At 38.1% G+C, this 17797-nt stretch carries 16 protein-coding genes (1 of these 16 only partly in view); 1 reads left to right on the top strand and 15 read right to left on the bottom strand.

What is annotated here, in order from left to right:
• The 4 genes in view from tsaB to rpmH are tightly spaced (at most 45 nt apart) and all read right to left on the bottom strand, a layout consistent with a single transcriptional unit that may run on beyond the window.
• Positions 1-20, bottom strand: the start of a protein-coding gene (tsaB, locus tag IPZ59_RS08505; protein ID WP_236139438.1) for a tRNA (adenosine(37)-N6)-threonylcarbamoyltransferase complex dimerization subunit type 1 TsaB. Its footprint begins 673 nt before the window's first position; 20 of the gene's 693 nt are visible here — the first part of the coding sequence; it begins with the start codon at positions 18-20; the stop codon falls past the left edge of the window.
• 2 nt (positions 21-22) lie between these two features.
• Positions 23-1711, bottom strand: a complete 1689-nt coding sequence (locus IPZ59_RS08500; protein WP_394800735.1) for a S41 family peptidase — start codon at positions 1709-1711, stop codon at positions 23-25.
• Positions 1665-2069, bottom strand: coding sequence for a ribonuclease P protein component (gene rnpA, locus IPZ59_RS08495; protein ID WP_236139437.1), 405 nt, complete (start codon positions 2067-2069; stop codon positions 1665-1667). Before rnpA ends, IPZ59_RS08500 begins: the two co-directional genes overlap by 47 nt.
• Before the next feature lie 45 nt (positions 2070-2114).
• The gene (gene rpmH, locus IPZ59_RS08490) at positions 2115-2273 is read right to left on the bottom strand and encodes a 50S ribosomal protein L34 (RefSeq protein WP_189586598.1); all 159 of its coding nucleotides are present in this window, start codon (positions 2271-2273) and stop codon (positions 2115-2117) included.
• 137 nt (positions 2274-2410) lie between these two features.
• On the opposite strand from rpmH, the gene IPZ59_RS08485 reads away from it, so the two are divergent.
• A complete protein-coding gene (locus IPZ59_RS08485; protein ID WP_236139436.1) occupies positions 2411-4060 on the top strand; it encodes a M61 family metallopeptidase in 1650 nt (549 codons plus the stop codon).
• Between the two features lie 48 nt (positions 4061-4108).
• Here the strand turns inward: IPZ59_RS08485 and IPZ59_RS08480 are convergent, their stop codons facing one another.
• The 11 genes from IPZ59_RS08480 to IPZ59_RS08430 all read right to left on the bottom strand — a co-directional run bounded on the left by IPZ59_RS08480 (position 4109) and on the right by IPZ59_RS08430 (position 17746).
• Positions 4109-4831 carry a LolA-like protein gene (locus IPZ59_RS08480; protein WP_236139435.1) on the bottom strand — a complete coding sequence of 241 codons (723 nt, stop codon included), beginning with the start codon at positions 4829-4831 and terminating at the stop codon, positions 4109-4111.
• Positions 4832-4897: 66 nt separating this feature from the next.
• Entirely contained in the window at positions 4898-6940 is a 2043-nt protein-coding gene (locus IPZ59_RS08475) for an insulinase family protein (RefSeq protein WP_236139434.1), read from the bottom strand.
• Between the two features lie 30 nt (positions 6941-6970).
• Entirely contained in the window at positions 6971-8299 is a 1329-nt protein-coding gene (locus IPZ59_RS08470) for a M16 family metallopeptidase (RefSeq protein ID WP_236139433.1), read from the bottom strand.
• Between the two features lie 579 nt (positions 8300-8878).
• Complete coding sequence (locus IPZ59_RS08465; RefSeq protein WP_236139432.1) at positions 8879-9874, bottom strand: adenosine kinase; 996 nt, start codon at positions 9872-9874, stop codon at positions 8879-8881.
• Positions 9875-9915: 41 nt separating this feature from the next.
• On the bottom strand, positions 9916-11082 hold the full coding sequence (locus tag IPZ59_RS08460; RefSeq protein WP_236139431.1) for a hypothetical protein: 1167 nt from the start codon (positions 11080-11082) through the stop codon (positions 9916-9918).
• A 193-nt stretch (positions 11083-11275) separates the two neighbouring features.
• The gene (locus IPZ59_RS08455) at positions 11276-12376 is read right to left on the bottom strand and encodes a DUF4221 family protein (protein ID WP_236139430.1); all 1101 of its coding nucleotides are present in this window, start codon (positions 12374-12376) and stop codon (positions 11276-11278) included.
• Positions 12377-12495: 119 nt separating this feature from the next.
• On the bottom strand, positions 12496-13371 hold the full coding sequence (locus IPZ59_RS08450) for a glycerophosphodiester phosphodiesterase (protein ID WP_236139429.1): 876 nt from the start codon (positions 13369-13371) through the stop codon (positions 12496-12498).
• A 66-nt stretch (positions 13372-13437) separates the two neighbouring features.
• A complete protein-coding gene (locus IPZ59_RS08445) occupies positions 13438-14835 on the bottom strand; it encodes a toxin-antitoxin system YwqK family antitoxin (RefSeq protein WP_236139428.1) in 1398 nt (465 codons plus the stop codon).
• A gap of 137 nt (positions 14836-14972) precedes the next feature.
• Complete coding sequence (rimO, locus tag IPZ59_RS08440) at positions 14973-16283, bottom strand: 30S ribosomal protein S12 methylthiotransferase RimO (protein WP_236139427.1); 1311 nt, start codon at positions 16281-16283, stop codon at positions 14973-14975.
• Positions 16284-16590: 307 nt separating this feature from the next.
• Positions 16591-17124, bottom strand: a complete 534-nt coding sequence (locus IPZ59_RS08435; protein ID WP_236139426.1) for a helix-turn-helix domain-containing protein — start codon at positions 17122-17124, stop codon at positions 16591-16593.
• Positions 17125-17131: 7 nt separating this feature from the next.
• A complete protein-coding gene (locus IPZ59_RS08430) occupies positions 17132-17746 on the bottom strand; it encodes a DUF4230 domain-containing protein (protein ID WP_236139425.1) in 615 nt (204 codons plus the stop codon).
• Between the last annotated feature and the right edge of the window lie 51 nt (positions 17747-17797).

The raw sequence follows: 17797 nt of genomic DNA, 5'->3' as shown, positions 1-17797 counted from the left end.
ATTGATAGAATCACAGCCATAATCAGTTTGTCCTGACAGTCAATAAATCAGATAAATCTTTTGGGGTATTTAGAATTTGTTTTGCGATTTTGACATCCTCATCCCAACGTAAGGATGATTCAACTACTCCTTGCTGATAAAAATAACGTGACACAATTTCTTCCCGAAGCGCACTCTTTATTTCATCCTTGAAGGTAATTAAATCCTGCTCTTTGCTATGGTTGATTTTAATTTTCAACTGTTCAATTTCTTCTTGAATCTTATCGTAGGCACGCTCTCTTTTGGCATACCGCTCTAAATCCTCGATAGACTTTTCCAAAAAGGTGGTATAATCATATTCCTTATCCTCCAACCATTTTACAAAATCCGAATAAAGATCCTCATCAATATCAAATTTAGAAGGCTCATCAATGCTTGGATTTTGTAAATAGAATACAGTGCCATAATCAAAAACAAGATTTCTTGCTACTAAACTGAATGTGATTGGTGCGTACGTTTTGGTATCATTAAACTTGTCCGGTTCAATCCCCGCCCCGTCACGAACAATCCGGCCATTTTTGGTAGTAAACTCTTGTCTCAAGGAATCTGGAATGGAATTACTATTGCCATTCTCATCACGCTTACTATAATCAATGGCTTGAATGCATCGACCGCTTGGTATATAATACTTAGCCGTAGTTACTTTGATTTGTGAATTGTATGATAGCGGTACGGTCGTCTGCACCAATCCTTTTCCAAATGTTTTCCTTCCCACCAAAACAGCTCTGTCATAATCCTGTAATGCTCCTGCAACAATCTCTGCGGCTGAAGCTGAACGTTCGTTAATTAGTACTACCAAAGGGATATCTTTATCTAAGGGACTCTTGGTGGTTTTATAAACAGCGTTTACATTTTGGATCTTACCAACGGTACGTACAACTTCTTTGCCCTTTGGAATAAATAGATTTACAATTTCCACAGCCTCTTTTAATATTCCTCCAGGGTTATCTCGTACATCTAATACTAAACGCTCTATTCCTTGAGCTTTTAGATCAATAAATGCATTTCGGACATCTGATGCTGCATTCGTTGTGAAGTCGGTTAACTTAATGTATCCTGTTTTGTCATCCAACTTCCCATAATAAGGCACATTACTGATAACAATTTTTCTCCGCATTAAATTTACTCCAAGGGTATCATCACCACGCTTTACCTTCACAAAAACTTCCGTATTAGCAGGACCTTTCAACAACCGAGAGATATCAGCTGTGCTTTTATCCACTACATCCACTGTGTCCACCCGCAATATAGCATCTCCAATTCTCAAGCCTCCTGCTTGGGCTGGAAAGCCTTTGTAGGGCATTAAAATCATATTAACCCCAGTTCGATTCCCAATCAAAGCACCTACTCCTCCGTATTCTCCTGTTGTTAAAAGACGAAAATCATCAGAATTTTCTTCTGGTATATATTCAGTATAAGGATCTAATTCCTCCAACATGGCACTGATGCCTATAGTCACCAACTCCTCAACATCTATTTCATCTACATAATAAGAGTCTAGCTCCCGTATTAAAGCAGCGAAAATATCGAGATTTTTAGCAATAGTAAATAACCTGTCATTTTTAACAACAAATGAAAAAGTGAAAACTGCCGTTGTCAATATCAGCAGACCTATAATAATTTTTTTAGTCGTCAACATGCTCTTTGGATTGGATTGCAGGCGGTTGTTCATGATTAATTTTTTGAAGGACTTTGATAATTTTCCCTTGAATGGTATCAAAGGACATCTCTTCAGAGGAAACGAAAATTAGGCCAATTAGTTGATTTGTCCCAGCGGATGCTGTTAAAATATGTTTATTGAGTCTATAACTCTCCCTAATTCTTCGCTTGATGAGGTTGCGTTGTACTGCTTTCTTTAACTTCTTTTTTGAAACTGAAAACAACACTTGGGGAGCTTGAGGTTCGGATGCAGGAATTTGAAGCACCAAAACCTTGAATGGATATAAAAAAAAAGAGGAACCTTTATCAAAAAGTTCCTTTATTGACTTTTGAGCATGTAACCTCTCTGACTTGGGAAGCTTAGTATTCATAGCATCAACGTTCACGTATCTAAGGTACGAAAAGTCAGGCTAGAATTACTTCTTCAACGTTTTTTCGTCAGATACAGTTAACTTGTGTCTTCCTTTTGCTCTTCTAGATCTGATCACTCGCTGACCGTTACCAGTAGACATTCTCTGTCTGAATCCGTGCTTGTTTCTTCTTTTTCTACGAGAAGGTTGAAATGTTCTTTTCATGACGCTATGATTTTATAGAATTTTTCTGTTCTGAGTCTTTCCAATTGTGTATTCCCACAAAAGGACTGCAAAGATAGATAGCTTTTTTTTATTTACAAACCTGTGAATTACTTTTGTTTGAATCAGAGCCAAAAGTCATGCATTATCTTATTCAAAGGAGGGTTATTTCTAGCCAGTTTATCGAAATACAATTAACCCTAGATGTTGAGAAGGGAAAATCCTTACATTTTCAATTGGCCGCATGGAGGCCTGGGCGGTATGAATTGGCAAATTACGCGCAAAACATTCGTTTTTTCAATGCTTCACAAGAAAGCGTATGTATTCCTTCCAAAAAAATATCCAAAGATTGCTGGGAGGTTACTCCATTGGAATCTGGACAGCTCCTCATTCACTATGAATATTTCTGCAGTCAAATGGATGCAGGAGGATGCTGGTCTGATGATGAGCAACTGTATTTAAATTTTAGTAATTGCACTTTTTATGTACCAGAGAGGACCAATGAATCCATTCGTTTAGCAATTGAATTGCCCGCGGATTACCGAATAGCTTGTGCATTGCCTCAGGAAGGTACATCATTCATTGCAAACGATTATCAGGAATTGATGGACAGTCCTTTGATGGCATCTGCAAGTATCCAAGAGTTTTCTTATCTAATAGGTGAAAAAAGTTTCAAAGTTTGGATTCAAGGCGCTATCTATTTTGCAATTGAAGATTTTCTGCAAGTCTTGAAAGAATTTAGCCAAACTCAAATCGAAAGCTTTGGGGATTTCCCAGCACAAACCTATCATTTCCTATACCAAATCCTACCCTACCGGCATTATCATGGAGTAGAACATCGATTTTCTACAGTAATCACATTCGGCCCTGATAAGTCATTAGAAGATCCGCAACAGATGCAAGAGCTGATCGGGGTTAGCTCTCATGAACTGTATCATTTTTGGAACGTTTGCAGAATCCGACCAAAAGGCATTAATCCTTATGATCTCTCGAAAGAAGTGTACCTTGATGAAGGAATCGCTTTAGAAGGGATTACTACTTACATGGGCGACCTAATGTTGTTAAAGGCAGGCTACTTTTCATTAGAGCAGTATTTTCATGAACTGAAAAGGCAAATTCAAAAAGAGTCAGAAACATTTGGATGGCGGCACCAATCCATCTTGGAGTCTAGCAGGGATCTTTGGTTGGATGGATATAAACCTGGTATTCCACATAAAAAAGTCAACATCTATAATCGAGGTTCTTTAATAAGTTTCTGTTTAGATATATGTTTACTTGAACAGGATAGCAGCCTACAAGCATTCATGCGAGTTCTTTGGGAAAAATTCGGAAAAACAGGTAAGGGATATGATTGGAAAGAATTTCTAAAGATTCTGAGACATTGTGGGAAAGCCTCTAATGACTTGGAAGAAATTATCCAAGAATTAATTCTTGGGAAAAACAATATCCTTCCTTCTATTCAAAGAGCTTTAAGAGAAATTGGAGTAGAGCTAACGGAGAGCTATCAGGTAAGCCCGCTAAGGCATCAAGCAGGAATTATTGTGGATTCCTCTAATACCATCGTCAATATACATCCAGATTCACCAGGAAGTCATGTTTGTATGTTGAAAGATCAACTAATGGGCTGGGAATTGGATGAAACCACTAAAAAAATGGTTGTAAACCTTAACCGCCATGGGAGAAAACTAACTATTGAGATTCTCTTGGAAGAAAATTTGTACTTCCCGCATTGGGCGATGACAGTGAATGCCACTACCCCTTTAAGAGAATCCTGGAAGCAAATAAACTAAAAAAGAGAGGCCTTGTACGAGGCCTCTCTTCTTTAATTGAAATCAGATTTAATTGAAATCAGAATCGCTTAAATTAGAATTAAAGGTCACTTGAATCACTTTTGCTTCTAATTCCATAGGAAGCATTGGACTAACGATAGTTAACTTCATTGGGACCAATACCCCATCTTTCTCTTGATAATCCTGATAGGTGATTTCCCCAGTAGCATCCGAACTTACCCTTAGTTTTAGTCCGGATTCAACAGAGTAAAATTCTGTGGTCTTCATGCCGTTGGGAGCAGTCAATACCAATTTATAGGCATCTTCCTTTTTTACTTTCTTTATTCCCTGCACCTCCATTTTATAACCCATGGCTTCGTATTGGGCTTCAGGGAAAGCATAGGTTTGAATTTTTAACATTTCTGCCATTTCATCAGGAATAGCTTGCTCTTGGCCCATAGCCATTGCCTTAGCCTTTCCATCTTTGTAAATGGTTTTTGAGGCTACATTGCCCATGAAGGCAGTTTGCTGCATCATTCGGCTATTTTCACTATCAGAAACTGTTGTCATGACTAATGTAGCCCCTTGTACAGAAGCTTCCATAATCATGGTAGAGTTTTTAATTTTTGCAACATTTTCTGCACCACCAACCGCTTGAATGTACTTAGAAATAATAGATGCTGGATCATTTTCAACTATTCCTGTATTTGCTTCGGTTGACTCCCCAATAGAAGCAAAACTTTGTGCAGCTAAGAAAGCTACCATTACCCAAAGTGATAGAAGTTTTTTCATGTATGATTAATAAAGGCTAGAGTTTAAAACTATAAAAAAGGGAGCATCATGCTCCCTTCTATTCAATTATTTAAAATCCTCAGCAGAAACGGCCGCATTGAATTCGATTTTTTCCACTCTTGTTTCCAAGGCCATTGGCAACATTGGGGATTTCATCACCATTAACATAGGATATTTCACACCATCCACTTCCTTATAGTCTCCATACATCATTTCTCCAGCCTCTGCTGATTCAGTTTTGATCTTCAAACCTGTCTCAACGCTGAAGTAATGCGTTTGCTTGGTTCCCATGGGATTGGAGACAATTAACTTGTACGCATCCTGACCTTCGACATCCTTGATACCGTCCAATTCAACTGTATAACCCAAATCATCGAAATGGATTTCTGGGATAAGATACATACCCATTTTGATCGCTTCCTCAGCCTCATCATTCAATGGGATAGACTGACCATTTGCAACAACAGAAGCTTTTCCATTAACCACAGATGTATTGGATGCCACATTTCCCATTACGATGGTTTTTTGGCTGAAAGACATGTTAGGCTGATCAAAAACAGAGTTGATTTGCAGCTTCATTCCTTGGATTTCGGCAACAGATTCTATTCTTGAAGTTTTGATATTCCGCACATTGGCAGCACCGCCAATAGCAGCTATATACGCATCAATCACATCTTGAGCACTAACATCAGCAGACATGGCAATTTGTCTTTCAGGTTCTCCAACATTATTGAATCGCTTCACTTCACCAAAAGCCATCAAGGAACTTTCAATTTCTGAACCATTCCCCACCACCGTGATGTACAAGTTATCCGGTTTCAGATATTTTTTAGCAGCGGCATTGATATCAGCCACAGTCAAAGCATTCAACTGTTGTAAATACGTACTGTAAAAATCTTTAGGTAACTTATAACGCTCTGTATTGATTGCAAAGTTGGCAATCGTGGAAGGTGATTCTAAAGAACGGCCAAAGGAACCACTCAAATTCGCCTTTGCAGCTACAAGTTCTTCTTCGGTAATTCCATTATCACGTAAGTTTCTGATTTCATAGACCATTTCATAGATCGCAGAATCAGTAGCTGTTTGTTTTACACTGGCATTTGCTCGGAAACTTGTGATCAATTTATCCGAACCAATAGAAGAATAAGCACCGTATGTATATCCTTTATCCTCTCTTAAGTTCATAAATAAACGTGAGGATGAACCTCCACCCAAAATATAATTTAAAACTCTAGAGGCAATATAATCAGGATTGGTCAGGTGCATCTCCATGGGATAGGTAATGTTTACTACCGACTGAACAGATGCTGCTCTATCTACAAATGCAACAAAAGATTGCTCAGGCGCTGCAGGCTTTGCATAAGTTTTGGAAGGTACAGTACCTTTTCCCCACTTACTGAAATACTTGTTAACCAATTGCTCTGCTTCCGACTTATTAATATTTCCAACAATTGCTAGATAAGCTATATTTGGCTTGAAATAAGTTGCATAATAGGATTTAAAATCATCCACCGTGATGTTGTTTAGTGTTGATTCACTTTCATCTTCGCCGTATGGATGCTCATTACCAAAATTTAATTTGGAAGCCAATCTTCCTGAAATTGCATTGGGATCATCTTTGCTGGCAGCTAAACCTGTGATTGCTTGCTTTCTCAACTTGTCTAATTCTTCTTCAGGAAAAGTAGGATTGTACATCACATCAGCCATCAGTTCCAATAATTTATCCTGATGTTTTTTTAGGGAAGAACCAAAGATGGAAGAAGCACTTGCAGAGATACTAGCACCAATGAAATCAATTTCTTCATCCAATTGATCTTTGGTACGTGTTTTTGTGCCCCCCATGACCATCTCTCCATACATTCCCAACATTCCGGATTTTTCTCCTTCTAAAATAGGATCTCTATCTAAAACTAACGAGAATGCAACTCTAGGTAATTTATTGTTTTCAACGACAAATACCTTTAGTCCATTGGGAAGTGTAAAGGAATCCGCATTTCCTAATTTGATTTCCCTTGCTGGAGCAGGGTCTGGATAGCGAGAACGGTCTATCTGTGCTACGGCCATATTGGCAAACGCAGCCATTAAAACGAATATTAGTAGTTTTTTCATATTTTCTTGTAATTAAAAATCCGCATTCAATTATTCTTCTACTTGAGCTGATTTAGGCAAGTAGTACAATACTACTCTTCCATCCAACGTCAGATACTCATTCGCTACTCGCTGAATATCTTCCCGAGTCACCTTTCTATATTGGTCTAGCGTCTGATTGATATAATTGGTATTCCCAAAAAACACTTTAGCCTCTGCCAAATTCTGAGCAATACCTGCCATAGAAGCATTTTGACTGACCACATTATTTTCAATGATGTTTTGCAATTTCAAAAAATCCTCCTCGGAAATGCCATTTTTTTGCACCTGAGCTAGCAAACCATCCATTTCATTTTCCAAATCCTTAGGTTCGATTCCCATGTTGGTAATAGCATACATCAAAAACACCCCGCCATCTTCCAAGTCCAATGGAATGGCTGCCACTGCCAATGCTTTCTGTTGCTTGTCTACCAACTCTTTGGTCATTAAAGAAGAATTACCCCCTGTCAGATAAGTGGATAACATCGACATTGCATAAGAATCTGGATGATTCTTTTTAGGTAAATTGTAAGCCTGAATAATCGCTGGAATTTGAATATTATCATAAACGATATCCCTTGTTTCAGTAGTTTTCTTAGGTTCTTTTATTGCAGGTCTGTAAAAGTCTGCAGGGCCTTTTGGAACTTCTGCAAAGTATGCCTTTACCCAAGCCTCTGTTTGAGCAAAGTCAATATCACCTGCAATGGTCAATACTGCATTGTTAGGTACATAATATGATTTGTGAAAATCCATGAATTCTTGCAACTGCGCAGCGTCCAAATGATCCATTGACCCAATGACAGGCCACTGATAGGGATGCTCTAAAAACGCACGCTTCATAGTTTCAGGAAGAATGGTACCGTATGGACGGTTATCATAAGATTGTCTTTTTTCTTCCTTGATAACTTCACGTTGCGTATCTACCCCAATCTGATCAATTTTAGGATGGAGCATACGCTCTGACTCCATGTAAAGAGCTGTTTCCAATTGATTGGATGGTACAATTTCATAATAATAGGTAATATCATTGGAGGTAAAAGCATTCAAGGTACCACCGATTGCTTGTATCTTATTCATGTACTCACCACGAGGAATATTTTCAGTTCCCTCAAATAATAAGTGCTCAAAGAAGTGTGCAAAACCTGTTCGGTCAGGACGCTCATTTTTAGAACCAACATGATACAATACAGATACTGCCACAATAGGCGTACTGTTATCTTGATGCATAATCACATGTAAACCATTCTCCAAGGTCATTTCCTTGAATTCGATTTTTGTCTGTGCCCAGCTGAGTGAACTCACCAAAAAGACCAGAGAGAAAAAGAAGGTAAACTTTCTCATATATTTATAAATTAGGGTTATATTAGTATTACTACTTGAAATAAAATTTTGTTTAATCGTTCGGATGCGAACATCTACACATAAAAACCTGCGGCTGACACTTTTTCTTATTCATAGTCAAAATTATACCAAGATTAATTGGCTAATGAAATATTAACATCAATTAAGACTATTGCATTGCTCGCATTAAACAATCATTCGCAACAAGTGACCGAATTCCAGCCTTCCATAAAGTTTCCAAATGCTCCACTAAAATAAATCAAAGTGCAAAACAAAAGAAAGGCCCCGATAAGAAGGAGATTTTTAAATGATGTTCTTTCAGTTTTCATGATCGATATAGTTTAAAGTTCTGAGACAAATCGAATGTTTTATTCATCTAAGGCTAGATCCCAATATTTTTCAGGCTTCTAAAATATAAAATGGAATTTAAAAAAAACTATCTGCAAAAGAAATTAAACGTTTAATGTGCCTAAATAGCAAAAAACAACTATTCAAATACTTAAAAAATATTATTTGTCTTCGAATAATTATATGTTTTAAAAAAAATCCGAAGTGTGTACCTCGGATTTTTTAGCTGCTTTACGGATTCAATCGTGTAAGAATTTCCTTTGCTTCATGCCATTTTAATCGGGGACCAAACTGGCTTACAATTCTTGAACTTGCCATGGAAGCTAGCTTACCACTTGATGCATAACTATGACCATTGGTAATGCCATACATAAATGCACCGGCAAACATATCTCCTGCCCCATTACTATCCACAGCGACAGTTTTGTAAGGCTCGATATCAATGAACGTATCACCATCAAAAATCATCGCTCCATTTTTCCCTTGGGTAATGACAAAGTGCTTTGCTGCCTTTTTCATCTCTTCTCTTGCTTCGGCCAAGGTTTCTTTCCCTGTAAACAACAAAGCTTCTTCCTCGTTGGCAAACAATAAATCTACACTCGGTCCAATCACGTCTTCAAACGCATTCTTGAAATACTTCACCATAGCAGGGTCAGAGAATGTCAACGCTACTTTTGTACCAGCTTCCTCAGCGATTTTTTTCGCATGCATCATGGCCTCTTTACCATTGGGGGAAGTCACCAAGTATCCTTCGATAAATAAATATTTGGAATCTTTGATAGCTGCTTCATTGACCTCAGCAACTGAGAAATTTTGAGTAATCCCCAAGAACGTGTTCATCGTGCGTTCGGAGTCATCCGTCACCATTACCAAGCACTTGCCTGTGATTCCATCCTGCAACTTATCTACTTGAAGATTATTATCAACACCTGAATCAGCCAAATCCTGCAAATAAAAGTGTCCTAATTCATCATTAGCAACCTTACAGCAATAGTAAGACTTTCCTCCAAACTGACTTACGGCAATTACTGTATTGGCAGCCGATCCACCGCATTGCTTTTTTGCCTGTTCGGTATTGATGACACTCATCAAAGAATTCTGACGCTCCTCATCTACCAAGGTCATCAAACCTTTTTCTACCTGATTATCCTCAAAGAATTTATCGCTTACTTTAAATTCTATGTCCACTAAGGCGTTACCCACACCTACTACATCGTATTTTTTCATATTCATTTGTTATTCACTTTCAAAAGAGGTAAGCCCTCCGATTATTCAAATATCTTATGGCGCTTGAATGGTTTTGACCTATCAAATAAGAACCTGTAAGTGTGATGGGTTTTATAGATGGTCGCATTCAATTGCTCGCAGACCCGCATCATTTTGGGATTGAAATCTCCAATCCAGTTCATCTCTATGGTCTTATAAGTAAACCAATCATGCCGTGCAAATTTCTCGTTGTATGCCATAATCATAGCAGAATCAATCCCTTTGCCTTGAAAATCTGGAATTACACCAAAAACCAACCCCAACATTTTATTGGGTGGATTGAAGGTCTTGTTATAGAGAAATTTAATTTTCCCCCAAAGGTCCAATTTCCCATCTACATACTTGAAGATTTGGTTGATTTCCGGAATATTGATGAAAAATGAAATTGGTTCACCTTTATAAAATCCGAAATAAATCAACCTTGGGTCCATGATAGGCTTCATTTTACCAAACATCAATTGTGTTTCCTTAAGCGTCAAGGTTTTGCCCATGTGTCGAGACCATGCCTTATTATAGACATCCATAAAATACTGTGGTGCCTTTTCCTTCAACTCCTTCCCTTCTAGATGTCTAAACTGGAAATCAGGTTCTTTCAAGATTTCATTGGCTCGAGCCACCATTTTCTCATCAAACCCCACTCCCTGCACCGGACGCATATAGGTGAATTGCTTGAAGTAAATCTGAAATCCATAGGCTTCAAAAAAGTCTTTGTAGTAAGGGAAATTCCAAGGCATATTGTAGTTAGGAGGAGAAAAACCCTCCACTAGCAAGCCCCACCACTTGTCACGCTCACCAAAGTTGACAGGACCATCCATCGCTTCCATCCCCTCAGACTCCAACCAAGCTTTAGCCGTATCAAATAAAAGAAAAGCTGCTTCCTGATGATTGATGCATTCAAAAAAACCCAGCCCTCCGGTAGGTTGCTCTTCTATCCACTTTGGATGAAGAAAAGCGGCAACCCTGCCAATCGTTTCATTCTTATCATTGAGTAACAACCAACGCTTGGCCTTTCCACCTAATCGAAACAACTTATTGGTTTCTGTATGAAACAAGCCTTCAATATCCTTATCGAGGGGACGTATCCAGTTTTTCTCATGCTTGTATAGCCTTACAGCCATTTCCAAAAACTCTTTTTGTTGACCTGGATTGCTTACTTCAACAATTTTCATGCATTACTTTTGGTTAAGAAGGCCAAAAATAAGCATATAATCCGATAGTCCGAAGGTTGAAATGTGAAGTCAATGGAAAATCACCTGAAGAAGTAGCAAACTTGGATAGTCCATGCACATTTGAACAGTTGCACAAATGATGTTATATCCACTATTGATTTACGATTAGCTACTGGTACTGGTTGAAAAAAACCTATTTAACAATTTGAAATAAATCCCCATAAAGCCCATCTTCCTCTTCCAAAGTGGTCAATTCTAAAGGTATCCATAATCCTTTTGAAAAAACAAAACTCTTTGTCGGATCATACTTCCCTTTGGGAAGCATTTTATTGTACATTAGATTAAACTCCTCATCCAAAATAGACAAATACACTTCTCTGTTCTTCACTAAAAAAGTGTAGTAATCCTCCCCATCAGCTGACCTGTTCAATGCAGATTGAGAAAAGCGATAGTAAACTTTCCTGTAAGGGTCATAAATAAGCTTCAAGTAATTAGGAGACGAAAGAACCCAATCTTCAAAGTAACTTGTTGGCCAAGTATCTCTGTTGGTCTGTGGTTCTGCATGCTGCTTACCTTCAAAGCTTTTTATCAGGATTTCCTTTTGACTTTTGGAAGGAGCATCATAACTGACAATTGTAGAGGAAATGGAATATATATAAGCCAACCCATTCGAAGTCCCTGTTACACTTGGAAACGTGGTATAATTCAATGGAACACCTGTATATTCCTTTGGATGATAAATGGGAAGGCTCTCCCAATCACCTGATCTTACATCTATTTTACCAAATACCTTTCTTTTTTCTACTTGGCTTCTCTTTGCGAAATAATACAAAACAGATTGTGAACTCTCATCATAAAATAAATGGTCTGAGAATCCATCGTAGGGAAATTCGGTGTAAACCTCCGCTTTTATTGCATCAAGATTTTTAAATAACCTGACACTATGGAATTGGTTACCACTTTGGTCAGTAAGGAATAAAATATCTCCAGTTGAGAACAATAGAGAATCGGAATTGATATAGTAAAAAGTATTTGGATACATATCGAAATCAAATAAAAGACTTCTTTCAGTGGGAGTTCCGCCCAAAAGAGGGATTTTTACAACTTTTCTTTGATTGGGATCAAAACTGACTAACGTATCAATGTGAACATGATTAGGCATATCAAAAATCATGTAAGCAGCTCCGTCTAAAGGATAACTCGACACCTCAAGGGTTAAATCAAAATCACTTTTTACGCTGGATTGACAAGAAACCAACCATAAGACACAATAAAAAGACAGTAAAATTCGCATAAAATAAAGTCGGGAGAGAAATCTCTCCCTATTGAAAAACCATTAACAACTAGTAGTATGTGTTAAAGGACAATCTAATCCTTCAGACAATAATTTATGAAAATGACAAAAAACTATCTTCAAAACTTTGGCGCCAAATTCGGATAGTCCGTAATAATCCCATCTACCCCCATTTCCAGCAATGCCTCCATTTGCTCGGTTGTATTGACTGTCCAAGGGATGACTTTCATGCCTTTTGCTTGCAGAGATTGGACAATGGTAGCCGTCAAGCCTGTAAAATAGGGAGAGTAAATCTCCGGTTGAAAGCCTAATTCATTCAAATATGCTTCGTAATTCCCTGCATTGGTAATCAACATCGCTAAGGGAACCTGAGGGTAAGTTGATCGGAGGTACTTCAACACTCGAAAGTCGAAAGATTGTATATTGACTCTGTCCCAGCCCACATGCTTTTCTATGATCTGAACTACCTTTTCCGAAAACTCTGGGACAGTTGGATGGTATACGCCATCGCCTTCCGCAGAACTCTTAATTTCAATATTGTAAAAAGGTTGCTGAAGACCATTATCATGGACATATTTTTCTATTACCACAAACAAATCTTCCAACTTAGGTTTGGTAGCAAAGAACTTCACCTGCTCCGGAAATCCTGCATGAAACTTGGACCCACAATCGTATGCCAAAATCTCCTGATAGGTCAGTTGGTAAATATTATGAGACTTATTTTCCATAGGGATTTCATTTCCCTTAGGGTCTAAGCAAATCACTGGATTCATGTAAGGCTCGTGGGAAAGAATTACAAATCCATCTTTGGTAATGGCTAAATCTAGTTCCAAGGTGGTAGAACCCAAATCCAATGCTTTGATCATAGCAGGTATCGTGTTTTCAGGCATAATACCTCTGCTGCCCCTATGACCTTGGAGATCGTACGAAAATTGTGCACTCACTTGGATGGAAATTAAAAGGAAAAGGACGAAAATAGAAAGTTGCTTAGTCATGTTATTTGCTAATTTTCCGAAAAATAGAGTTTCCTAACTGTAAAACAGTTAGGAAATTGTTAACTTTTAATTACCAGCATAACGGGAACTGTAAAACATATTACTAAGATAATTACCTGCTCCTTGACGGTGCATGGCTGAATTAGAGTCTAACGTAGGGCTTTGGCTCAAAAGAGGGGCTGAGCGCACAGTTCCATCATCTTTCAAAACATCTTCCTTAATTTGTTCACCATATTCGAAATATTCTCTATTCACTACTTTTCCCTCAGCATTGTAAGTGAGCCACTCACCGTGCGCATTTCCTTCCAAGTAGCCTCCAAGTTTTTCCAAATTGCTACTTTCTCCTTCAAAGTACAGCCAAACACCGTGAGGAATTCCCTTCTCAAATCCCCCTTTTTGGATAACTCTACCTTCAGCATCGTAAAAAATTCGTTCCCCATCACCATTAGCTAAGGATCCCGCATCCTTTACTTGACCATTGATTTCCATAAATTTACTAACTGCCAAAAGCTTACCTTCACTATACACTTCTTCCTGAAAAACATGGCCTTGACGGTTGACCACTTTCCATGTACCTGATTTGACATCTTCCAGATAAAATCCTGTTCGTAATAATTCATCATCTAGGCCGGTCTCTTCTATCCAGGTTCCCAGCTTTTTACCTAGACTGTAAGTACCTCCAGCTAAAAGTTTACCGTCTATTGTATAATATTCCCATTTTCCATCCGGCATACCAAAAGAAAAACTTTCTTGAGAAGCTAATTGCCCATTGTCAAAAAAACTTTGCCAAACACCTACTTTTTCATTTTTATCAAAAGTTCCCTGTTCTTGCAATTGACCATTGCGGAAAAATGATTGATAAGCACCATGCTTAGCATCTTGAATAAAAGCAATGGTTTCTCTTGGCTCCCCATTTTCATGAAACCATTTCCAATCTCCTACTTTCAAACCATTGTAGTAATACTCTAAAGACTCTTGTACGCCATTAGCAAAAAACCGATGCCACTCCTGATGCGGTTTGTCCTGACGAAAAAACCCTTTTACTTGTTGGCTACCATCCTCATAAAATGCTTCATAATTACCATCCACTTTTCCAGAAACCAAATTGACTCTAAACTTAATTGCTCCGGATTGATAAAATTCTTGAAATTCCCCATTCAAAATCCCATTCCTATAATGAACCACCTGATGGGGTTGATTCATATTGAAATGTTTTTTCAATTGCTTATCCGAAACTCGTTGATTGGAAGATTGAGGAACATAAGGAATTGCAGCAGGTTTTTGGGGCTTTCTACTAAAAATCTTCCATTCTCCGTGTCGACGACCATTGATCAACACCCCCTGCCCAACATATTCAGTTGAACCATTATAAACGGTAACAATTTCTTGTTCTTGGGCTGAAAGCTCAGGCATTGAAAAGAAACAAAGCAATAAAATAGCGAATAAAATTTTAACAGAGGCCATATTCATGGTATTTTTAACGAGTATACACAAATATAGGTTTAAAAAAACCCAGAGAAATATTTTTTCTCTGGGTTTTTCTTTGGTTGAATTCAACATCCTTTTGACGGATTGTTGAAAATCATCAAAAATCTCTAATTTTATTTTACATCCGCATACAAGTCAAATTCTGTAGCATCCGTAACAGTAGCTTCCACAAAGTCTCCAATGCGGCAATAATGTTTGCTTGCATCGATCAAAACTTCATTATCAACCTCTACGGAATCATACTCTGTTCTACCTACAAAATAGCCATTCTCCTTCTTATCAATTAACACCTTGAAAGTTTTTCCAATTTTCTCTTGGTTCAAATCGTAACTGATTTGCTCTTGGATTTCCATCAGATGATTAGCACGCTCCTGCTTTACTTCTTCAGGAGTACTGTCTTCCATCGTATGCGCATGGGTATTTTCTTCATGAGAATAGGTAAAGACACCTAATCGCTCAAACTTCATACGCTCCACAAACCCCACCATCTCTTCAAATTCCTTCTCGCCTTCTCCTGGGTGACCTGTAATGAGTGTGGTCCTGATGGCAATTTCTGGAATCAAATCACGGATGCTGTGGATCAATTCTTCTTGTTTTTCTCTAGTAGTTCCTCTCCTCATGGCTTTCAATACATCTGTAGAACCATGCTGTAAAGGGATATCCAAGTAATTACAAATATTGGATCTCTCTTTCATTACCTCGATCACATCCATTGGGAAGCCGGTTGGGAAAGCGTAATGCAGACGAATCCACTCAATCCCATCTACATCTGAAAGCGCCCGCATCAAATCTGCCAACCTTCTTTTTTTATACAAATCCAACCCGTAATAAGTCGAATCTTGTGCAATTAATAAAAGCTCTTTCGTACCATTAGCAGCCTTATGTTCTGCTTCTTTTACCAAATCTTCAATGGAACGGGACACATGTCCTCCCCGCATCAAGGGAATGGCACAAAAAGAACAAGGACGGTCACAACCTTCCGAAATCTTCATGTAAGCATAATGGGCATTGTGCGTCAACAAACGCTCGCCTACCAGTTCATGTTTGTAATCTGCTTTAAACTTTTTCAATAAAGCTGGTAAATCCCGGGTGCCAAAATAGGCGTCAACCTGAGGGATTTCTTTTTCCAAATCATCTTTATATCGTTGAGAAAGACATCCCGTTACGTAGACTTTGTCAACTATCCCTCTTTCTTTGGCATCTACATATTGTAAGATGGTATCAATGGATTCTTGCTTGGCATTATCGATAAAGCCACAGGTATTAATAATGATGATGTTGTTATCGGAACTATTGGACTCATGGTTGGCGTCGATGCCGTTGCCTTTGAGTTGGGTCAGTAAAACCTCGGAATCAACCAAGTTTTTGGAGCAACCCATGGTAATGATATTTACCTTATCTTTTTTGAGCGTTCTTGCTTTCACTACTTTCCTATCTTTGGCGCAAAGGTAGTTATTTCAGAGTGATTTATACCAAGAGTACGTATGAAAACCCATCCCAAAAGATCTCCTCTTAAAGAGTCAAAGATTAAGAGATTATTAAGTATGGTTGAGAATCAATTGATAAGCTTAAAGTATCCTTAATGATTTGGTGGCTTTGAAGCAATCCTGCTGTAGTACTTTTGAAGCACGTACAGCAAACGAACATTTTTTGAAAACCTTGCAGATTTTTAGGCGTCGATGTGAATCGACGCTTTGCTGTTTTTAGGCCATTTTAACTTTTCGAAGGGCTCTAGAGAATCTTTTTAAATGCCGATGGAGTCATCCCAGTCACTTTTTTAAACTGTGACGATAAATGCTGAACAGAGCTGTAACCCAATTTCCAAGCCATTTCGCTCAGTTGATACTCTCCATAAAAAAGCCATTCTTTTACCTTATCGATTTTCAATTGAATAAGATATCGCTCAATCGTTTGCCCTTCCATGCTGCTAAATAGATTACTTAATTTACTGTAATCCTCCAATTGTCTCGCTTGAATGACTTCTGTGAGATTAAAACCCGCTGGAACAGTTCCTTCTTGCACCAATGCATTTAAAAAACGTTTAATCTCCTCAATTGTGATCGCCTCTTTACTCTTGAGTATTTCAAAGCCTATGGTCTTTAAGCTTGTTTCTAAATTTTTCGCTTGAGCAGGAGTAAGCTCATTTTTTAAAACTAATTTTCCCAGTCTAACTTCTTGTACCGCTAGATTCATTCCTTTCACTATATTTTCCACTGCCATAATGCAGCGTGGACAAACCATGTTTTTGATCTTGATTTCTTCCATTACAGCTTTACCTTTTCAGACTTTTCAACTCCTCTTCTGACTCAATGGCAACTTCATTGTATTGCAAAGTCCAGCCAAGGGATTTCGTAAGGATAAATATATTGACTAGTTCGGCCATTAGGCGATCTTGGCTATTTTCCAATAAATTAGATTGATTTACCTTTTCACGAATACGAGTGGTAACTGTATTTTTGATCTTGTTGTAATCGGCTGCACCAAATTTATTGAAGTAGTCTTGGCTTACATCGTAATATTCAATTTCAGGATAAATATTGATCACAGGTTCGGGAATACTTTTGAGAATCAAGATTTGGTTCTCCATATCTATTTCAGTTTGCAGTTGTCTCAAGTCATACTCCACGGTCACCTTAGCATTGGCCACAACCAATGCTTTTTTATCAGACTTAAGCATATTTAAAAAGAGATTTTGAGAGTTTTTAAAGGTGAAAACCTGAGAAAAATACCCCTCTGTCACAATCAACTTACCTACTTGTTCGATACGCTGCTGAATGAGTGCCGAACTCTCTTGAATTTGCTCTTTGCTTTCTTTTTTATCTACCAATAGCCATAGCATGACAAATAAAATTACTGCCAAGCCAAAGCCGAAAATAAATCGTTTCATCCGTGTTTTTTATTTTTACAGGTGGTTAATCAATATAATTTGACAGTTTTC

Source organism: Mongoliitalea daihaiensis, from assembly GCF_021596945.1.
Classification (GTDB): domain Bacteria; phylum Bacteroidota; class Bacteroidia; order Cytophagales; family Cyclobacteriaceae; genus Mongoliitalea; species Mongoliitalea daihaiensis.
This window is presented reverse-complemented; position numbering and strand designations above follow the sequence as displayed.